Here is a 19,531-nt window from a genome sequence, read left to right on the forward strand (position 1 = left end):
ACGTGGGGGGCTGGGCTGCGGCGGTGGGCGCCGCGGGCAATCAGAATTTGAGGACGCGCCAGACCCGCGTGCCGGAGCCGCTCTTGCTCAGGCCGGTGCCGCTGCCGCCGGCCGACTCGCGGCCTGCGTCGTTGACGACGATCTCGTAGTCCGGCGCGTTGGTGAGCTTGTTCTTCACCGTGACCTTCTTGGTCTCGCCGCGCACCTTGAGTTCCTCGATGCGGACCTGGTCGTCCTCGGCCACGGTCTTCTCGACCTTCGGCTCGGGCGGCGGGTCGGCGACGGCGCTCGTCGCCACGGCGGCGAGCAGGAGGAGGGCGGTGCGGCACAACATGCTGTCGATTCTAGGTGGCCGGCTGCCCGAGAATCTCCGCCCATGAACAAGCCCATCCTGCTGCTGGTCGACGGCTCCAGCTACCTGTACCGTGCCTTCCATGCCATGCCCGACCTGCGCGGCCCCGAGGGCCAGCCCACCGGGGCAGTGCGCGGCATGGTGGCCATGCTGAAGAAGCTGCAGAGCGACGTCGGCGCGGAGCACGCCGTCTGCGTGTTCGACGCGTCCGGCCCCACCTTCCGCGACGAGTGGTACCCCGAGTACAAGGCGCAGCGCTCGCCGATGCCGCCGGAGCTGCGCGCGCAGATCGAGCCCATCCACGAGGTCGTCAAGCTGCTGGGCTGGCCCACGCTGACGGTGCCGGGCGTGGAGGCGGACGACGTCATCGGCACGCTGTGCCGCGTCGGCGCCGAGCAGGGGCACCGCGTCATCGTGTCGACGGGCGACAAGGACCTGTCCCAGCTCGTGAACCCCGATGTGGAGCTCATCAACACCATGAGCAACGAGCGGCTGGACGAGGCCGGCGTGCTGGCCAAGTTCGGCGTGCCGCCCAACCGCATCATCGATTACCTGACGCTGATGGGCGACACGGTGGACAACGTGCCTGGCGTGACCGGCGTGGGCCCCAAGACCGCGGCGAAGTGGATTGCCGAGTACGGCTCGCTGGACGGCGTCATCGCCGCGGCAGCCAGCGTGAAGGGAAAGGCTGGTGAGAACCTGCGCGCGGCGCTGGACTGGCTGCCCATGGGCCGCAAGCTTGTCACCGTGAAGCTGGACTGCGAACTCGCCGACCACGTGAAGGGCTGGCCGGCGCTGGAGGAACTCGCCTTCCGCGAGCCCGACAAGGCGCCGCTGGCCGAGTTCTACACGCGCAGCGGCTTCAAGGCCTGGCTGGAGGAGCTGACCGGCGAGGCCCCGGCGCCCAAGACCAGGGCGGCGGCCGCCGCCAGCCCCGGGCTGTTCGACGAGCCCGAGCCGCCTGCCGGCGCCGCCGACCTGGCGCGTCAGTACGACACCATCCTCACGTTCGAGCAACTGGACGCCTGGATCGCCCGGCTGCGCGCCGCGCCGCTGTGCGCGCTGGACACCGAGACCGACTCGCTGGACCCGATGGCCGCCGCCATCGTCGGCATCTCGTTTGCGGACAAGCCGGGCGAGGCCGCCTACGTGCCGCTGCACCACAGCGGCCCGGATGCGCCTGAGCAACTGCCGTTCGACGAGGTGCTGGCCCGCCTCAAGCCGTGGCTGGAGGACGAGTCCGCCAAGAAGATCGGCCAGAACCTGAAGTACGACCGCCACGTGTTGCTGAATCACGGCGTCCACCTCGCTGGCGTGCAGCACGACACGCTGCTGCAGAGCTACGTGATCGAGGCCCACAAGACCCACAACCTCGAAGCACTGGCCGAGCGCCATCTCGGCCGCAAGGGCCTGAGCTACGAGGACCTGTGTGGCAAGGGCGTGCACCAGATCCCGTTCGCGCAGGTGGCGGTCGACAAGGCCACCACCTACTCGGGCGAGGACAGCGAGATGTGCCTGCACCTGCACGGTGTGCTGTGGCCGCAGATCGAGGCCGATGCGGGGCTCAAGCGCATCTACGCCGACATCGAGATGCCAACGGCCGACCTGCTCGCGCGCATCGAGCGCCACGGCGTGCTGATCGACGCCGACAAGCTGAAGGCGCAGAGCCACGAGATCGGCCAGCGCCTGGTGCTGCTGGAGCAGCAGTGCTACGACATCGCCGGCCAGCCGTTCAACATCGGCAGCCCGAAGCAGATCGGCGAGATCCTGTTCACCAAGCTGGGCCTGCCGGTCGTCAAGAAGACGGCCACCGGCGCGCCGTCCACCGACGAGGAGGTGCTGACCGAGCTGGCTGCCGACTTCCCGCTGCCGGCCAAGATCCTCGAGTACCGCGGCCTGTCCAAGCTCAAGAGCACCTACACCGACAAGCTGCCGCTGCAGGTCAACGCGCACACCGGCCGCGTGCACACCAACTACGCGCAGGCCGTGGCGGTGACGGGGCGGCTCTCCAGCAACGAGCCCAACCTGCAGAACATCCCCATCCGCACGGCGGAAGGCCGGCGCGTGCGCGAGGCCTTCGTGGCCCCCGAGGGTTTCAAGATCGTCAGCGCCGACTACTCGCAGATCGAGCTGCGCATCATGGCGCACATCAGCGAGGACCCGGGCCTGCTGAAGGCCTTCCAGGAGGGGCAGGACGTGCACAAGGCGACAGCCAGCGAGGTGTTCGGCGTGCCGCTGGACGAGGTGTCCAGCGAGCAGCGCCGCTATGCCAAGACCATCAACTTCGGCCTGATCTACGGCATGGGCGCGTTCGGGCTGGCGTCGGCGCTGGGCATCGAGCAGAAGGCGGCCAAGGACTACATCGACCGCTACTTCACCCGCTTTGCCGGCGTGAAGACCTACATGGACGAGACCAAGGCCGGCGCGGCCGAGAAGGGCTATGTTGAGACGCTGTTCGGCCGGCGCATTTACCTGCCGGAGATCCGCGGCGGCAACGGCCAGCGCCGCGCTGGCGCCGAGCGCCAGGCCATCAACGCGCCCATGCAAGGCACGGCGGCGGACCTCATCAAGCTGGCCATGCTGGCCGTGCAGGCCGAGCTGGACCGCGCCGGCAAGCAGAGCAAGATCGTCATGCAGGTGCACGACGAACTGGTGTTCGAGGTGCCCGAAGCCGAGCTGGACTGGATGCGCTCCGAGGTGCCGCGGCTGATGGCCGGCGTGGCGCAGCTGAAGGTGCCGCTGCTGGCCGAGGTGGGCGTGGGCAGCAACTGGGAAGAAGCCCACTGACGTCCCACGCCTGTTGCGCTTCGCGCTCCTCTCGAGGGGGCACCGGCCAAGGCTGGCTGGGGGGCTCGGAAATTTGGGTGATTTCCATAAAAAGGGCAAAATACCCAAAACGCCGTTGGAGTTGCCCATGTCCGCCGTCCTCGAACAAGCCATCGCCGACCAGCTGCCCAGCGTGACGGCCACGGAGCTCGTGGCCGGCATCCAGAAGGTGGGCCGCGCTGTGGCAGCCCATGGCGCGGTGCTCATCACCAAGCACGACCAGCCCGCCTACGTGCTGATGTCGGTGGAGCGCTACCGCGAGTTGCAGCGCGCCGCCGAGCCGGACCTGGGCGCGTTGAGCGGCGAGTTCGACGCGATGTTCGAGCGCATGCAGGCCCAGGGCGACGCCATGGCCGCCGCTTTCGCCATGCCCCCCGAGGCCGTTGGCGCTGTTGCCGCCAAGGCCGCCAAGCCCCGCCGCAAGGCTGCCTGAGCCTTGCCCGCCAAGCTGTTCGTGCTGGCCGGTGTCAACGGCGCCGGCAAGAGTTCGCTGGGCGGTGCGGCCATTCAGGCCAGCGGCGCCGAGTTCTTCAACCCCGACGTCATCGCCGCGCGGCTGCGCGAGCAGCAGCCGGGCCTGTCCGCCGAACAGGCCAACGGCCTGGCGTGGACGCTGGGCCGCCGCGGCCTGGAGAAGGCGCTGGCCGGCGGCCTGACCTACGCGTTCGAGACGACGCTGGGCGGCCACAGCATCGCCAGGCTGCTGCTGGAAGGTGCGCGGGCGGGCGCCGAAGTCCACGTCTGGTTTGCCGGCCTGGCGACGCCCGAACTGCACCTGAAGCGCATCGCCGCGCGCGTGGCGGCCGGTGGGCACGACATCCCCGAGGCCAAGGTGCGCGAGCGCTTCGACGCCAGCCGCAGCAACCTCGTCAAGCTGATGCCGCACCTGGCCAGCCTGCGCGTCTACGACAACAGCGTGGAGGCCGACCCGCGCGCCGGCAAGCGGCCGCAGCCGGTGCTGCTGCTGCAGATGCAGGTCGGGCGTGTCATGTCGCACGCGCCGCTGCGCGGCGTGCCCGCCTGGGCCAAACCTCTGCTGGCCGCGGCGCTGCGTTGACTATCATCCCCACCTCCTGGAGGAGGGGTGATGAGGGTTCTGCTGATCGATGGATTTCCGATGGTGCGCGCCGCGCTCACCGGCCTGATCGAGCAGAACTTCGCCGGCGCCCGGGTGCAGGGCGTCGACACCGTCGCTGCGGCCCGCATTGCGCTCGCCGAGGGCGTACCCCGCCTGGTGCTGCTGGACCTGCACGTGGACGGCGGCTTCGAGCTGCTGCAGCAGATACACCGCGAGCACCTGGTGTTGCCCGTGGTGGTCATCTCGGGCAGTGACGACACCGAGGACGCGCTGCAGGCACTGGGCGCCGGCGCCATGGGCTATGTGCCCGAGCGCAGTGACCTCAACACGCTGGTGCAGGCGCTGCACCTTGTGCTGGCCGGTGGCACGTACGTGCCGCCGCTGAAGCGCCTGGCCGACGAGCCCGCACCTGTGGCGGCGCCGGCCCGGGCCTGGGCCGAACTGCCGCTGACGCCGCGCCAGAAGGGCGTGCTGGAGCTGTTGGCGCGCGGGCTGTCCAACAAGGAAATCGCCCGCGAGCTCAACGTCAGCGTCGACACGGTCAAGGACCATGTCGCCGCCGTGCTGAAGGCACTGGGCGCCAACTCGCGCACGCAGGCGGTGCTGATCGCGACACAGAAGCAGGGGCGGTGACGGGCTCATTGCAGCCGCTCGGTGGCCGCCGCTCGGTTGGCAGCTTTCGACCCGGAGCGGTTCTCCGATCGATCGAATTCGCAGCCTGAAAGCCGTCGTTCAGCGGCTCGATGCAAAGGAATCTGTAAGGCGGGTCGCGACCCGCCTTACATGACTACGCGTTGCTCTCGCGCCTGACGCTGACCTTCTTGAACGGAGTTTCCCTTCCACGAGCAGCCGCGCCCCCGGCAGAGAAGGAGAGGTTCTGCTCTTTGTAGAAGTGCAGCGACACGCCTCGGACGTGGGGGAATTCGACCAGTGCTTGACGCACGAGCGCCTCGATAGTGCCAATGTCTTCGGGGGTCGTGATTTCGTACAGGACGATGGTCGGATGGCGGTCCGAACCGGGTGAGGAGTAGTAGATCTTGCCCTTGCCCGTACGCTCGACCACCTGCCGGTCGTCGAACCGTCCATACCCGGCTGCGATGTAGCGGCCAACTGCGTTTGCGGCATCGACGTCTGGCCCACCTGGAATATGGGTAGTACACCAGCCCAGATATGCCAACGGCAGCAATGCGATGTGAACAAGCAAACGATTCAGCATTTCGGGAGATCTAGCGCGTTGTAGACCGAAGGGCCGCGCCTGTGGTGCTGATGTTGTGCGGTGCCAATTTCATGCTCCAAGGCTACTTGCTCAAATCGCAGATGCGTATCGCAATACGCCGAAGGCGCACGACGATCTACGGCCGGTATCGCTTCTTGCGCCCCAGCCGCGAGCCGAGGAGCAGCCATTCGCAGTTGACCGCTTCGGGCCGAAAGGCACCAATCCCATCCTCGCCACGTGCCTGACCGCGATCACGGCCAAGCAGCCCATTTGCCCTGCTTGGCCAAAACGCCGGGTGCTCAACGGCGACGCTCGCTCGCACCAGCCGTCGCGCTCGCCACCGGTGAGGTATCACCTGGCTTCCAGCAGCCGGCGCACCTCGTCCCTGAACCAGCCTGATTCGATCCGGGCATACAGGTTCCGTCCCGGGCAGACGGTCTGGGCGCTGTAGTCCTTGTGGCTGGCGATGTCGTCCGGCCCCAGACGGTGCTCGCGCGCCAGCCAGGCGCTCAGCTGGACGGCGGCGTTCAGCTGCGCGGGCGTGGGCTGCTGCACCTCGAAGTTGCCTACCAGCATCAGCAGCGCATGGCCGCGGGGGTCGTAGTCGGTGTTGGTGTCGCCCGGCTGCTGCAGCGGCCGCGCCGCGTAGATGCGGCCATCGGGCGCGATGACGTAGTGATACGGGATGTCGGCCCAGCGCTTGGTGAGGCGCGACCATTGCTGCAGCCGGCGCAGGTAGGCCGCCACGTCGGCGCCGTCCTGCCAGACCTCGCCCTGGTGATGCAGCGTGATCTTGCGGATGGGCTGCGCGGGCGCTGCGGTGCTCGCAGCCGTGCCGCCCCAGGTGTCCACCTCGATGATGGTGGGGGCGGGCGGCCGCCCCGTGGCGCAGCCCGCCAGCGACAGGGCCGCAACGACGCTGGCGAGGCCGCGTCTCACCGCACGGCGTCGATCGCGTCCAGCACCGCCTCGGCCGTGGCCGGTGCGCGCAGTGGCGGGTCGCAGCCCTCCGGGCCGCAGGCGGCGCAGGCGTCCTTGATCGCCAGCAGTGCCGCGAAGCCCAGCAGCAGCGGCGGCTCGCCGACGGCCTTGCTGCGGTGGATGGTCTCGCTCGCGTTGGCCACGCCGAACAGCTCCGTGCGGAATTCGGTCGGGCAGTCGTTGGCGGTCGGGATCTTGTAGGTGCTGGGCGCGTGCGTGGTCAGCAGGCCCGTCACCGGGTGCCACACCAGCTCCTCCATCGTCAGCCAGCCCAGGCCCTGGATGAAGCCGCCTTCGACCTGGCCAATGTCCAGCGCCGGGTTCAGGCTCTGGCCCACGTCGTGCAGGATGTCGGCGCGCGTGATGCGGCTCTCGCCGGTCAGCGTGTCGACGAGCGCCTCGCAGACGGCGCCGCCCCAGGCGTAGTAGTAGAACGGGTGGCCCTGCAGCTTGGTGCGGTCCCAGTGCAGGCCGGGCGTTGCGTAGAAGCCGTCGCTCCACAGTTGCACGCGCTTTAGATACGCCGCGGCGACCAGGTCTGCAAACGGCAGCGCCTGCCCGCCGCCGCTGACCTGGCCGGCCTCGAACGCGACCAGCTCGGCCGCGCAGCCGAAGCGCTCGGCCGCAAACGCCGCCAGCCGCGCCTTGATCTTGCGCGCCGCGTCCTGCGCGGCCTTGCCGTTCAGGTCGCTGCCGGTGGAGGCGGCCGTGGCCGAGGTGTTGGCCACCTTGCTGGTGTCCGTCGCCGAGCAGCGCACACGGTCGAACGGCAGGCCCAGCTCGTGCGCCACAACCTGTGCGACCTTGGTGTTCAGCCCCTGGCCCATCTCCGTGCCACCGTGGTTCACGAGCACCGAGCCGTCGGTGTAGACATGCACCAGCGCGCCCGCCTGGTTCAAGTGGGCGACGTTGAACGAGATGCCGAACTTGACCGGCGTGAATGCCAGGCCTTTCTTCAGCACGCGGCTGGTCGCGTTGAACGCGGCGATCTCGGCGCGGCGTTCGGCGTAGCCGCTGCTGGCCAGCAGTTGCGCCGTCAGCGGCTGCGCGTGCAGCTCCTCGACCTGCTGGCCGTAGGGCGTCATGTCGCGGCCCGGCGCGTAGAAGTTGCGCTGGCGCACGTCAGCCGCATCCAACCCCAGCCGGCGCGCGATGCCGTCCAGGATCATCTCGATCGCGATGGCGCCCTGCGGGCCGCCGAAGCCGCGGAAGGCGGTGTTGCTCTGCGTGTTGGTCTTCGCGCAGAAGCCGTGCATGGCCACGTGCGGCAGCCAGTAGGCGTTGTCGAAGTGGCACAGCGCGCGGGCCATGACGGGCGCGGACAGGTCGGCGCTGTGGCCGGCATTGGAGACCAGCTCGATGTCGGCGGCCAGCACGCGGCCCTCGTCGTCGAAGCCCACATCCCAGCGGTAGTCGAAACTGTGGCGCCGGCCGGTGATGAGGAAGTCGTCGTCGCGGTCCACGCGCAGCTTGACCGGCTTCTTCAACGCCAGCGCGGCCAGCGACGCGACGCAGGCAAACAGCGCCGACTGGCTCTCCTTGCCGCCGAAGCCGCCGCCCATGCGCCGGCATTGCACGACGACCCGGTGGGCGGCCCAGCCCACCGCATGCGCGACGAGCTGCTGCATCTCGCTGGGGTGCTGCGTGGAGCAGTGCACCAGCAGGCCCTCGCCCCCTTCCTGCGGCACGGCCAGGCTGATCTGGCCTTCCAGGTAGAACTGCTCCTGCCCGCCCAGGCTCCACGTGCCCTGCAGGCGGTGCGGCGCCGTGGCGAGGTGCTCGGCCGGCTCGCCGCGCGTGAGGTGCATGGGCGGCAGCACGTACTGGCCGGCCGCGTGCGCGGCCAGCGCCGTCAGTACCGGCGGCAAGGGCTCGGCCTGGATGACCTGCTTGGCGATCGATGCCGCACGACGGGCCAGCTCGCGGTTCGTCGCGATGACGGCGAACACCGGCTGGCCGACGTAGCGCAGCTCGTCCGCAGCCAGGATGGGGTCGTCATGCAGCAGCGGGCCGCAGTTGTTGTCGCCGGTGATGTCGGCCGCCGTGAACACGGCGACGACGCCGGGCTGCTGGCGCAGGCGCTCGATGTCGATGCCCACGAGCTTGCCGTGTGCGATGGGCGACAGCCCCAGCGCCGCGTGCAGCGTGCCGGCGGGTTCGGGCAGGTCGTCGATGTAGGGCGCGGCGCCGCGCACATGAAGATGGGCGGACTCGTGCGGCCGCGATGTGCCGACGACGGGCTTCAGCTCGGGAATGGCTTCGGGCTTGTTCATGCGGCCAACCTCGCGCTGCGCCACACGGTGACGGTACGCCGGTCCAGGCTTTCCAGCCACAGCTTGCGCAGCAGGTTCTGCGCAACCTTGAGCCGATAGCCGTCGGACGCGCGCATGTCGGTCATGGGCTTGAAGTCGTTGGGCAGCGCGGCAGCCGCCGCCTCGGCGGTGGCTTCCACCCAGGGTTGGCCGACGACGGCGGCTTCCGCCGCTGCCGCGCGTTTGACGATGGCCGCCATGCCGCCGAACACGAAGCGCGCCTGCTGCACCGTGCCGTTGCGCAGCTGCAGCGCCAGCACGGCGCAGACGGCTGAGATGTCGCTGTCATGCCGCTTGGAGACCTTGTGCGCGCTGATGGCCCAGCTGGTGTCGGGCTTGGGCACCCACAGCGCCTCGACGAACTCGCCGGGTTGCAGGTCCTTCTTCATGTAGTCCAGGTAGAAGTCCTGCAGCGGCAGGCGGCGCTGCTGCGCGCCGCGGCGCAGCAGCACGTCGGCGCCCAGCGCGATGAGGGCCGGTGCGCCATCGCCGATGGGCGAGCCGTTGGCGATGTTGCCGCCCAGCGTGCCGGCATGCCGCACCGGCGGCGACGCGAAGCGCCGCCACAGCTCGGCCAGCGACGGCGCCAGTGCCGTCAGCGCGGCCCAGGCGTCTTCCAGCGAGGCCGCCGCACCTATCCACAGGCCGCCGTCTTCCTCGCGGATGGCCTTTAGCGCCTCCACGCGGCCCGTGTAGATCAGCGCCGGCAGCTCGCGGAACTGCTTGTTGACCCACAGGCCGATGTCGGTGGAGCCGGCGAGCAGCGTGGCCTGCGGAGAGGCCTCGCGCAGCAGCGCCAGGTCGTGGACGCTCTGCGGCGCGTGGAAGCACTGGCCGGCGTGCTCGTAGGCCAGCGGCGCGTCCTGCGCCAGCTCGCGCAGCGCGGCGGCGATGGCGCTGCGGTCGATCAGCCGGGCGGGCGCGTCGAACATCTGCTCGCCGGCATCCAGGATGGGCCGGTAGCCGGTGCAGCGGCACAGGTTGCCGGCCAGATCGTCGGCCAGTTGCTGCCGGTCGGGCCGCGTGCCGGCGGCCTGGTGGCGCTCGTAGCAGGCCGTCATCGTCATGACGAAGCCGGGCGTGCAGAAGCCGCACTGCGAGCCGTGGCAGTCCACCAGCGCCTGCTGGGCCGGGTTGAGCCGCTCGGGGCCGCCCACGTCCTCCACCGTCAGCAGCGCGCGGCCGTCCAGCGTGGGCAGGAACTGCGTGCAGGCATTGACATTGCGTAGCTGCAGCTGGCCGGTGGCGTCCAGCTCACCCTGGATGACGGTGCATGCGCCGCAGTCGCCCTCGGCGCAGCCCTCCTTGGTGCCGGTGCAGTCGGCGTGCTCGCGCAGGTAGTGCAGCACGGTGGTCGTGGTGGGCAGGTCGTTCACCTCGACGACCTGGCCGCGGTGGAAGAAACGGATGGGGCGGGTATTCATGCTGGCCTCGATTGTCTGACCTTGCCTCAGAATTGCCATATGAGTTTTACTAACCAGAAAAACTTTGCCCATGCACAAACCGGGCCGCGGCGCTGGGCGCTGCGGGGCGACCTGCTGGACTTCACCGCCGCACCGGGCTGGGGCGACACCACGCCCGCCGCGGTGCGTTTCGAGCGCGACCACTGGCTGTTGATCGAGGACGGCCGCATCGTCGGCCGCCAGGCGCACGAGCCTGACGCCAGCTGGGAGCGCAAGGACCATGCCGGTCAGCTGGTGCTGCCGGGCTTCATCGACACCCATGTCCATTGCCCGCAGCTGGAGGTCATCGCCTCCTATGGCACGGAGCTGCTGGACTGGCTGGAGCGCTACACCTTCCCCAGCGAATGCGCGTTCGCCGACCCGGCGCGCAGCCGCGCCGGCGCCGAGCTGTTCCTGGACGCGCTGCTGGCCAGCGGCACGACCTCGGCCGTGGTGTTCGCGACGGTGCACAAGACCTCGGCCGAGGCCCTGTTCCAGGGCGCGATGGCGCGCGGCATGCGGCTCATCACCGGCAAGGTGCTGATGGACCGCCACGCGCCCGATGGCCTGCGCGACGACGTGACCCAGGCCGAGCGCGACTGCGTGGACCTGATCCAGCGCTTCCACGGCCAGGCCCGGCTGTCGTATGCGGTGACGGTGCGCTTCGCCCCCACCAGCACGCCCGAGCAGCTGGCCATGGCCGGCGCGCTGTGTCGGTCGGACGCCAGTCTCTACATGCAGACCCACGTGGCCGAGAACCGCGCCGAGGTCGACTGGGTGGCCCGGCTCTTCCCCGAGGCGCGCAGCTACCTGGACGTCTACGAGCGCGTGGGCCTGGTGCACGAGCGCGCGGTGCTGGCCCACGGCATCTGGCTGGACGATGCCGACAAGCGCCTCATCGCCGAGCGCGGCGCGCATGTGGCGCATTGCCCGTCCAGCAATCTGTTCCTGGGCAGCGGTCTGTTCGACTGGTCCGGCGCCGGTTTCAACGTCAGCCTGGCGTCCGACGTGGGCGGCGGCACCAGCTTGAGCCTGCCGCGCAACATGGGCGATGCCTACAAGATCCAGGCACTGCGCGGCCAGCGGCTGACGGCCTGGACGGCTCTGCATGCCGCCACGCGTGGCGCGGCCGAGGCGCTGCGGCTGGGCCACGAGATCGGCGGGCTGTCGGTCGGGCAGGTGGCCGACCTGTGCGTCTGGGACTGGGCGCAAGGCCCCGTGGCGCAGGCGCGGGACGCCGCGGCCCGCGAGCTGCACGAGCGCGTCTTCGCGTGGATGACGCTGGCCGATGAGCGCAACCTGGCGGCCTGCTACGTGGCCGGCCGTCAGCGCGTCTGACGGCCCGTCCCGGCGGATCGCCGCTCCGTCGCAAGCCGTGTGAACGAACAGCCCGCCAGGCCTAGCCTGTGGGCTGTTCGCTCAAAGGAGTTCCGCGATGTTCGGCTTCCTGCTCTGGTGCCTTCTGTTCGTCGTCTGCTGGCCGCTGGCCATCGGCGCGCTGCTGCTGTGGCCGCTGGTATGGCTGCTCCTGCTGCCGTTCCGGCTGCTGGGCATCGCGGTGGACGGCGTGTTCGCGCTGCTGCGCGCCGTCGTCATGCTGCCGGCGCGCGTGCTGGGTGGCCGTTAGGCCGGCTGCGACAGCCTGAAGCTGGCCACCTCGGTGGCCAGGCCCTGGGCCTGGTCGCGCAGGGCCGACGCCGCGGCGGCCGTCTGCTCCACCATCGCGGCGTTCTGCTGCGTCGCGCGGTCCAGCTCCTGCACCGCGCTGCCCACCTGGCCGATGCCCTGGCTCTGCTGGTCGGAGCCGGTGGCGATCTGGCCCAGCAACTCCTTGATGTGGTCGGCACATCTTGACGATGTCGCTGATCGCCGAGCCGGGCTCGCGCACGATGCCGGTGCCGCTGTCTACCTTCTCGACGCTGGCTGTGATGAGGCTCTTGATCTCGCGCGCCGCGGTCGGCCACGCTGGCGTTGCGCGACGCGTTGCGGGTGGCCTCCTGCGTGGGGTCCGATGTCCGGCGCACGGTGACACCATCTCCTCCATTGCGCTTGTGACGAGACCGGGTGAGGCGGAGTGCGTCCTGACAGGGCGTCACCTGCCGGCAACGGGTTCGCAGGCCGGGGCCAGCATCCGCGCGGCGGCCTCGAAGTCCAGCTGCTGCACGAGGGCGACCACCTGGTGGGCCACGGCGTCGCCCAGCGCGGCAGCCAGCGCGTCGACGAGGCCCTGGCAGGTGGCGAGCGCGGCCAGGTCGCTGTCACGAAGCTGCTGCATCAGCGCGGCCAGGCCGTGCACCGGGTGCGACAGCCCATGCTGGATGGCCAGCGTGGCGGAGGGCGTGCGCGGCGTGGCCTGGGCCAGCGCCTGCACCAGCGGGGCGGCGGCGGTGGCCAGGTCGCGAAGCGCCGGCGCCGCATCGGCCCAGTGGCGCGCCTGCAGTGCCTGCTCGGCACGGGCGGCCGCGTCGCGTACCGCCGCGGCGCCCAGCGTGCCGGCAGTGCCCTTGAGGTCGTGCATCAGCCGGGCGTGTGTGGCCCAGGCGGTGTCGTCTTCAGGGGGCGGTGCCTGCAGATCGCCGGCCGCCGTTGCCATGCCGCACAGGGCCTGCAGCATGCGGTCGAACAGGTCGCGGTCGCCCTTCAGATGGCGACGGGCCAGTGGCGCGTCCAGCCCCGGCAGCGCCGGCCAGTCATCACCGGTGTCGGGCAGCGGTGCGGCAGCGGGTGATGCAGCAGCGGCAGAAGCCGGCGGGGCCCGGCGGCCCACCAGCTGCGAGATGCGGGCGACCAGCGTCGGCGGGTCGAAGGGTTTGCCCACCACCGCGTCCATGCCAGCCGACAGCGCCAGCCGGCGCTCCTCGGGCGACACGCCTGCGGTCAGCCCGACGATGGGCGGGGCGTGCCGGCCGGCCAGCGCGCGGATCAGCCGCGTCGCCTCCAGCCCGTCCATGCCCGGCATCTGCACGTCCATCAGCAGCACGTGGAAGCGGTCGCCTTCGGCCGTCATCAGGTCGACGGCCTGGCGACCGTCGCAGGCGAGGGACACGGTCGCGCCCTCGCTGCGCAGCAGCCGCTCCGCGACTTCGCGGTTCAGCGGGTTGTCGTCCACCACCAGCACCTGCAGCCCCGCCAGCGGCGCGCCCGTCGGGGCGGTCAGCCAGCTGGCCAGCGGTGCCGGCTTCTGCTGCGGCGGCGCGATGGCGAACACCAGGTCGACCTGGAAGCTGCTGCCCTGACCCGGGGCGCTGGTCAGCCGGATGCTGCCGCCCAGCAGCCCGACGAGCTGCCTGACGATGGACAGACCCAGCCCCGTGCCGCCGAACTTGCGCGTGGTGGACGCGTCCGCCTGCATGAAGGGCTGGAACAGCCGGCGTTGCACGTCCTCGGACATGCCGATGCCGGTGTCGGAGATGCGGAAGGTCACCGGCTGGTGCGTCGCGTCGTCGGTCTCGGGTGCGCTGACCTCCAGCGTCACGCTGCCCCGGGGGGCGAACTTGATGGCGTTGCTGAGCAGGTTCAGCAGGATCTGCGTGAGCCGTGTGCTGTCGCCCAGCAGCAGCTCGGGCAGGCGCCCTTGGCGGACGACCGAGAACGCGACGCCGCTCTGCTCGGCCGAGACGCTGGCCAGCGAGGCCACCTCGTCGACCAGCTCGGCAAAGTCGAAGGGCACGGCCTCCAGTTGCATCTCGCCGGCCTCGATCTTGGACAGGTCCAGCACGTCGTTGAGCAGTGACATCAGCGCCTTGCCGGCCGTGCGGATGCGGGCCAGCATGCCGGCCTGGTCGGCGTCCAGCCGGGTGCGCTCCAGCATGTGCGACAGCCCGATCACGGCGTTCATGGGCGTGCGGATCTCGTGGCTCACGTTGGCCAGGAAGCGGCTCTTGGCATGGTTGGCGTCGCGCGCCTCCTGCATGGCGCCGTCCAGTAGTGCGGTGCGTTCGCGCACCTGGTCTTCGAGCGACGCGTTCAGCTCGCGCATGCGCTGCTCTGCCGCCTTGGCCTCGCGCACGTCACGCAGGATCTTGGCGGAGCCTACGACCACGCCGTCGTCGTCGCGGATGGGAGATGCGGTGATGGAGACCGGGATGTCGGTGCCGTTCCGTGCGCGGCGCAGGGTCTCGAACACGCGCACCCGGCCGCCGCCGGCGACGGTGGCGCGCAACTCTTCGTCTTCCGCGACGAGCGCCGATGGCAGCAGCAGCTCCGTCGCGGTCCTGCCGACGGCTTCGTCACGGGCATAGCCGAACAGACGTTCCGCGCCATCGTTCCAGTCCGTGATGTGGCCGTCCAGGTCCTGCACGATGATCGCGTCGTCGCTGCCCTCGACGATGGCCGCGCGCCGGGCCAGCTCCAGCCGCTGGCCGCGGGTGCGGTCCCCGAGTTGGGCGCCGGTGGCCAGCAGCGCGGCGAACACGCCGCCTAGCAGTGCGGCCTTCAACGCCTCGCCCCAGGGCGAGGCCTGGTGCAGCGACTGCACGAACGCCACTGTCGGCTGCAGCCGCGCTTCCCAGCGGCGCCCGTACAGCGGGATGTCAACCAGTTGTGCGTCTAGCGTCGTCGCCAGCGCGCGGTCCTTGCCGGTCGCGTAGAACTCGGTGTTCGGCGGTTGCGCCAGGTCGTGCAGCGACAGCGCGAAGTGCTCCTCCTCGGCGTCCAGCCCGTGCAAGATGTCGTCGATCAGCAGCGGTGCGTATGACCAGCCGATCAGCTCCCCCGCGTCCTCGTCGCCGATGCGCCGGATGGGCAGCAGCAGCAGCAGGCCGCCGGACTTCTTCACGCTGGCCTGCACCAGCGTGAGCGGGGCGGTCAGCGTGGCCTCGGAGGTTTCGGCGGCGCGCAGTGCGGCCTCACGGCGGGCGGGCTCGGATGCAATATCCAGCCCGATGGCCTCCCGGTTGCGCGCCAGCGGCTCCACGTAGGTGATGACGAAGCGGTCACCGTCGTGTGGCGCCATCGAGCGGATCGCGAAGTCCGGCGAATCGCTGTCGCGGCGGGCCTGCACGAAGGACGCTTCCCGGTCCGGGCTCACGCGATAGACCACTCCGAAGCCGCGCGCCCCGGGAAACTCGCGGTCGATCTGGCGCGAGGCAGCGTAGCGCGCGAAGGACTCGCGTGACACCGCGCCGTTGGCGGCGGCGACGACGCCGCGCGCGCCGCGCAGGCCATACTCATACCGCCGCAGTCGCTCCACGATGCCCTGTGTCACGCGATGCGACAGCGCGGCGAAGCGTTCGTCGGCGTCGTCGTGGTTTGTGGTGGCCTGCAGGAAGTAGCCGACCAGCCCGGCCACCGCGGCGACCAGCACGATGACGGCCAGCATCGTGCTCAGGCGGCGCAGCGGCCGCGGCGCCGCCTGCGGCAGGGCGGTTTCGGACGTCATCAGCCCTACTCGGCGAGCAGCGCGGCCCGCTCGGGCGCCACCGGCGCCGCCTGGGCCAGGTGCGCCCGGTTGCGCCCGTTCGACTTGGCGACGTACAACGCCTGGTCGGCGCGCTCGACCAGCGACTGCGCGCCCTCGGCCGATACCGGTGGCACGGGCTGGCAACTGGCCGCGCCGATGCTGATGGTGACGTGCGGCGCCGTGTCGGACCCGCCGTGCGGGATGCCCAGCGCCGCCACCGCCGCGCGCAGTTGCTCGGCGGCCTGCTGTGCACCGTCCGCATGGGTGTGCGGCAGCAGCACGGCGAACTCCTCGCCACCCACGCGGGCCACCAGGTCGGTGCTGCGGCGCGCGCGCAGCGCCAGCGCATCGGCCACCGCGCGCAGGCAGGCGTCGCCGGCCGGGTGGCCGTAGCGGTCGTTGAACTTCTTGAAATGGTCCACGTCCAGCAGGATCAGCGACAGCGCCTCGCCGTTGCGTGCCGCGCGGGCCCATTCGAGCTGCAGCCGCTGGTCGAAGTGGCCGCGGTTGGCCAGGCCCGTCAGCGCGTCGGTGGCGGCCCGGCGCTGCAATTCGTCGGACAGCTGCTTGAGCCGCAGATGGGTCTGCACCCGCGCCAGCAGGACGGGCTCGTTGACCGGCTTGGAGATGAAGTCCACCGCGCCGGCGTTCAGCCCGCGCAGCTCGGCCTCGGGGGCGTTGTGCGACGTCACGAAGATGACCGGGATGCGCTCCAGCGCCGGGTCGGCCTTCATCGCCTGGCACACCGCGTAGCCGTCCATGCCGGGCATCTCGGCGTCCAGCAGCACCAGGTCGGGCGTCTCGTCGCGCATGCGCATCAGCGCCATGGCACCTGACGTGGCGAACCGGACCTGCCCCACCGGCGCCAGCATCTTGCCCAGCACGGCGATCAGGTTGGGGTTGTCGTCGACGATGAGGATGGATGTCATGGCCATGGCAGGGCTCACGGTGTCAGAAGGATTCCCAGGCCAGGTCGGCAGCGGGAACGGGGGTGGGGCGGGGCGCCGGGGCGGTGGCGGCGCGGCGCGGTGCGGCGGGCTGCGGTGCGCGGGCCGGTGCCTTCGTGACGGGCTGGGCAGCAGGCTGGGTGACAGGCCGTGTGGTGGCACCCGCCTCGGTGTGCGCGTCGGTGCGGAACTGGCCCACCGCCTCGGCCAGTGCCTGCGCCTGGTGGGCCAGGCTGGCCGCGGCGGCGGCGCTTTCCTCCACCAGCGCCGCGTTCTGCTGGGTCACCTGGTCCATCTGCGTGACGGCGGTGTTCACCTGCTCGATGCCGCGGCTCTGCTCGCCGGCGGTGCCGGCGATCTCGCCGATCAGGTCGTTGACCTTGCGCACCTGCGCCACGATGTCCTGCATCGCGCGGCCGGCCTCGGCCACCTGGCGGCCGCCGGCCTCGACCTTGTCGGCACTGGCGCCGATCAGCGTCTTGATCTCCTTGGCCGCATCGGCGCTGCGCTGGGCCAGCGTGCGCACCTCGCTGGCGACGACCGCGAAGCCGCGTCCCTGCTCGCCGGCCCGCGCCGCCTCCACCGCGGCGTTCAGCGCCAGGATGTTGGTCTGGAACGCGATGCTGTCGATGACGCCGATGATCTCCACGATTCTGCGGCTGGCGGCGCTGATCTCGTCCATCGTGCCCACCACCTGGCCCACCACCTCGCCGCCGTGGCCAGCGGCCATGCTGGCGTCGGCCGCCAGGCCGCTGGCGGCGCGCGCCGTCTCGGCGCTCTGACGCACCGTGGCGGTCAGTTCCTCCATGGAGCTGGCGGTCTCCTGCAGGCTGGAGGCCTGCTGTTCGGTGCGGCTGGACAAGTCCTGATTGCCGGCGGCGATCTGGCTGGACGCCGTGGTCACCGAATCGATACCGGCGCGCACCTCGCCCACCAGCCGGCGCAGCGTGCCCACCGTGCCGGCCAGCGCCTGCTGCAGCTCGCCGATCTCGTCCCGGCGGTCGGCAGTGACCTGCACGGTGAGGTCGCCGCCCGCCACGGTCTTCAGCGTGGCGACGACGCGGCCCACGGGGCGCGTGACCGAGCGGGTCACGATGACGCCGGCTACGATGGCCAGTGCCAGGCCCGCCAGCGTGCCGCCCAGCATCAGCAGGCTGACGCGGTCAATGGTGGCCAGCGTGGCCTCGCCCTCCGTTTCCATCAGCTCTTCCTGGAACTTCGTCATCTCGGCCAGGCGCTGCTGGTAGGCCAGCTGGCGCGGGCGCAGCTTGTCCAGCAGCACCGTCTTCGCCGCGGCCATGTCGCCCGCCCGGACGAGCTTCAGCAGTTCGTCCTGCTCGGCGATGAAGCCGGTGCGCTCGGCCTGCACCTTGTCGAGCATCGCGCGGCCCTTGGGCAGGTTGAGGCGGCCGCTCAGGTCGTCGTAGGCCTTGGCAATCTGCGCGCGCGAGTCGAGCAGGGCCGTGATCTCCTTGTGGCGCTCGGCCTCGCTGTCCATGATGACCAGGTTGCGCACGATGCGCGCATGCAGGTTCACCGCTTCGCCGATGTCCGTGATGATCTTGACCTTGGCGTAGCGGTCGTGCAGCACCGTGTCCATGTTGTCGCGGATGCTGACCAGACCCAGGCGGGCGATGGCGGCGATGGCCACCATCAGCACGGCCACGAGGGCGAAGGCCAGGGCCAGGCGGGTGCCGATGCGCAGGTTGTTGAGTGCGTTCATGGGGTGGTCTCCGGCGTGAGGTCAGAGGCCGCGCAGCAGTGCACCCAGGTCCGTGAGTTGCAGCAGCCGCGGGCGGTCGTTTCCGTTCAGCGTGGCCAGGCCGACGATGAAGCCGGCGTCGGCCCCGGCGCCCAGTGCCGGCCGGGGCCGGATGCAGTCGGCAGCCAGCGCGACGACGTCGGACACCGCGTCCACCACCAAGCCCAGCGTGCGGTTCGCGACGTTGACGACCACGGTGACCGTGTCGTGGCCTTGCTCGGCGGGCAGGCCGAGGTGGCGACGCAGGTCCACGACCGGCACGATGACGCCGCGCAGGTCCATCACGCCGAGCAGGTGGGCGGCTGCATTGGCGATGCGGGTGGGCGCCTCGTAGCGGCGGATTTCCTGCACGGCCAGGATGTCGATGCCGTATTCCTCGCCGCCCAGGCGGGCGGTCAGGACCTCTCGGGGCATGGCGGCGGCCACGGCGGTTTGTTCGATGACGGAGAGTGCGGTCATGTTGTAGGTGTGGTTGCGCTTCAATCGCTATATTTGATACTTTTGAATTGGATTTGCACAGGGCTCACGTGCTCGAGACCGTGAAGAGTTGCCGCGCCCGGGGCCTGAAATCGCGCTCGCCCGGGCTGGCCAGGTCGCCGCACATGAGGCTGCGACTCCCCAGGTTGCAATCGTCGGCAGCTGATAGATGTCAGCCTAGTTGGCAATGGGCGCAGCGCCTTGATGTCGATCAAGCCGCAGGATCCATGCATCCCGTGCGCCGCGCCGGCGAGAACTAGTGCGCAGGCCAGGCCTGTTGCTGGCTGTCGATTTGCGCAAAGTCAAATGATAAAAGTGATAATTCAGGCGAACTGATCACCACAAGGCGACGTCGCATGAAGAAGATCCTGATCGTCGAAGACCACTCCGACATCCGCCGACTCATCCGCTTGACGCTGGAGTTCGAGGACTACGAGATCCGTGAGGCCGCCGACGGGACGACGGCGCTGAGCGTCGCGGCTGAGCAGCAGCCCGACCTGGTGCTGCTGGACGTGATGATGCCGGGCACCCTGGACGGGCTGGCCGTGTGCCGGCGGCTCAAGTCCGGCGAGTTCCCGGTCACGCCGCGCATCCTCATGCTCAGCGCGCGCTGCCATGCCGGCGACCGCGCGGCCGGCGTGGAAGCGGGGGCCGACATGTACCTCGTCAAGCCGTTCAGCCCGCTACAGCTGATCGACTGCATTGCCGACCTGTGCGCCGTGGCCGGGGAGCACTGA

Annotated in this window: 17 protein-coding genes; 7 read left to right on the forward strand and 10 right to left on the reverse strand. The window is 70.3% G+C overall.

Annotation, left to right across the window (positions count from 1 at the left end):
• Window positions 1-40 precede the first annotated feature (40 nt).
• Window positions 41-334, reverse strand: coding sequence for a hypothetical protein (locus tag AC1Q7O_RS18920; RefSeq protein ID WP_492657542.1), 294 nt, complete (start codon window positions 332-334; stop codon window positions 41-43).
• 42 nt (window positions 335-376) lie between these two features.
• Here AC1Q7O_RS18920 and polA point away from each other — a divergent pair, with 42 nt between their 5' ends.
• The 4 genes from polA (at window position 377) to AC1Q7O_RS18940 (ending at window position 4,889) form a co-directional block, all read left to right on the forward strand.
• Window positions 377-3,139: a DNA polymerase I gene (polA, locus tag AC1Q7O_RS18925; protein ID WP_492657541.1), complete on the forward strand. Its 2,763-nt coding sequence runs from the start codon at window positions 377-379 to the stop codon at window positions 3,137-3,139.
• A 127-nt stretch (window positions 3,140-3,266) separates the two neighbouring features.
• The gene (locus AC1Q7O_RS18930) at window positions 3,267-3,611 is read left to right on the forward strand and encodes a type II toxin-antitoxin system prevent-host-death family antitoxin (RefSeq protein WP_492657540.1); all 345 of its coding nucleotides are present in this window, start codon (window positions 3,267-3,269) and stop codon (window positions 3,609-3,611) included.
• 3 nt (window positions 3,612-3,614) lie between these two features.
• Entirely contained in the window at window positions 3,615-4,235 is a 621-nt protein-coding gene (locus AC1Q7O_RS18935) for an ATPase (RefSeq protein WP_492657539.1), read from the forward strand.
• A 30-nt stretch (window positions 4,236-4,265) separates the two neighbouring features.
• Complete coding sequence (locus AC1Q7O_RS18940; RefSeq protein WP_492657538.1) at window positions 4,266-4,889, forward strand: response regulator transcription factor; 624 nt, start codon at window positions 4,266-4,268, stop codon at window positions 4,887-4,889.
• Window positions 4,890-5,043: 154 nt separating this feature from the next.
• On the opposite strand, the gene AC1Q7O_RS18945 is transcribed toward AC1Q7O_RS18940, so the two are convergent.
• The 4 genes from AC1Q7O_RS18945 to xdhA form a co-directional block, all read right to left on the reverse strand.
• Window positions 5,044-5,472, reverse strand: a complete 429-nt coding sequence (locus AC1Q7O_RS18945) for a hypothetical protein (protein WP_492657537.1) — start codon at window positions 5,470-5,472, stop codon at window positions 5,044-5,046.
• Window positions 5,473-5,823: 351 nt separating this feature from the next.
• Window positions 5,824-6,411, reverse strand: a complete 588-nt coding sequence (locus tag AC1Q7O_RS18950) for a peptidoglycan recognition protein family protein (RefSeq protein WP_492657536.1) — start codon at window positions 6,409-6,411, stop codon at window positions 5,824-5,826.
• On the reverse strand, window positions 6,408-8,726 hold the full coding sequence (gene xdhB / locus AC1Q7O_RS18955) for a xanthine dehydrogenase molybdopterin binding subunit (protein ID WP_492657535.1): 2,319 nt from the start codon (window positions 8,724-8,726) through the stop codon (window positions 6,408-6,410). Before xdhB ends, AC1Q7O_RS18950 begins: the two co-directional genes overlap by 4 nt.
• Window positions 8,723-10,189, reverse strand: coding sequence for a xanthine dehydrogenase small subunit (gene xdhA, locus AC1Q7O_RS18960; RefSeq protein WP_492657534.1), 1,467 nt, complete (start codon window positions 10,187-10,189; stop codon window positions 8,723-8,725). The genes xdhB and xdhA overlap by 4 nt, the downstream gene beginning before the upstream one ends.
• Window positions 10,190-10,228: 39 nt before the next feature.
• Here xdhA and guaD point away from each other — a divergent pair, with 39 nt between their 5' ends.
• Together guaD and AC1Q7O_RS18970 are read left to right on the forward strand one after the other, a co-directional pair.
• Window positions 10,229-11,545, forward strand: coding sequence for a guanine deaminase (gene guaD, locus AC1Q7O_RS18965; RefSeq protein ID WP_492657533.1), 1,317 nt, complete (start codon window positions 10,229-10,231; stop codon window positions 11,543-11,545).
• Between the two features lie 97 nt (window positions 11,546-11,642).
• Window positions 11,643-11,834, forward strand: coding sequence for a hypothetical protein (locus tag AC1Q7O_RS18970; RefSeq protein WP_492657532.1), 192 nt, complete (start codon window positions 11,643-11,645; stop codon window positions 11,832-11,834).
• On the opposite strand, the gene AC1Q7O_RS18975 is transcribed toward AC1Q7O_RS18970, so the two are convergent.
• The 5 genes from AC1Q7O_RS18975 to AC1Q7O_RS18995 all read right to left on the reverse strand — a co-directional run bounded on the left by AC1Q7O_RS18975 (window position 11,831) and on the right by AC1Q7O_RS18995 (window position 18,776).
• Window positions 11,831-12,034 (reverse strand): hypothetical protein, encoded by a 204-nt coding sequence (locus AC1Q7O_RS18975; RefSeq protein ID WP_492657531.1) that lies wholly within the window; start codon window positions 12,032-12,034, stop codon window positions 11,831-11,833. The two genes, AC1Q7O_RS18970 and AC1Q7O_RS18975, sit on opposite strands and share 4 nt — an antisense overlap.
• Window positions 12,035-12,299: 265 nt before the next feature.
• Entirely contained in the window at window positions 12,300-15,587 is a 3,288-nt protein-coding gene (locus tag AC1Q7O_RS18980) for a CHASE domain-containing protein (protein ID WP_492657530.1), read from the reverse strand.
• Window positions 15,588-15,592: 5 nt separating this feature from the next.
• Window positions 15,593-16,543 (reverse strand): diguanylate cyclase domain-containing protein, encoded by a 951-nt coding sequence (locus tag AC1Q7O_RS18985; RefSeq protein ID WP_492657529.1) that lies wholly within the window; start codon window positions 16,541-16,543, stop codon window positions 15,593-15,595.
• Window positions 16,544-16,559: 16 nt separating this feature from the next.
• Window positions 16,560-18,278, reverse strand: coding sequence for a methyl-accepting chemotaxis protein (locus tag AC1Q7O_RS18990; RefSeq protein ID WP_492657528.1), 1,719 nt, complete (start codon window positions 18,276-18,278; stop codon window positions 16,560-16,562).
• 21 nt (window positions 18,279-18,299) lie between these two features.
• Window positions 18,300-18,776: a chemotaxis protein CheW gene (locus AC1Q7O_RS18995; RefSeq protein WP_492657527.1), complete on the reverse strand. Its 477-nt coding sequence runs from the start codon at window positions 18,774-18,776 to the stop codon at window positions 18,300-18,302.
• A 374-nt stretch (window positions 18,777-19,150) separates the two neighbouring features.
• Between AC1Q7O_RS18995 and AC1Q7O_RS19000 the strand changes: the two genes are divergently transcribed.
• Window positions 19,151-19,531 (forward strand): response regulator transcription factor, encoded by a 381-nt coding sequence (locus AC1Q7O_RS19000; protein WP_492657526.1) that lies wholly within the window; start codon window positions 19,151-19,153, stop codon window positions 19,529-19,531.

This window comes from Roseateles sp. GW823-FHT07B05 (assembly GCF_058794515.1).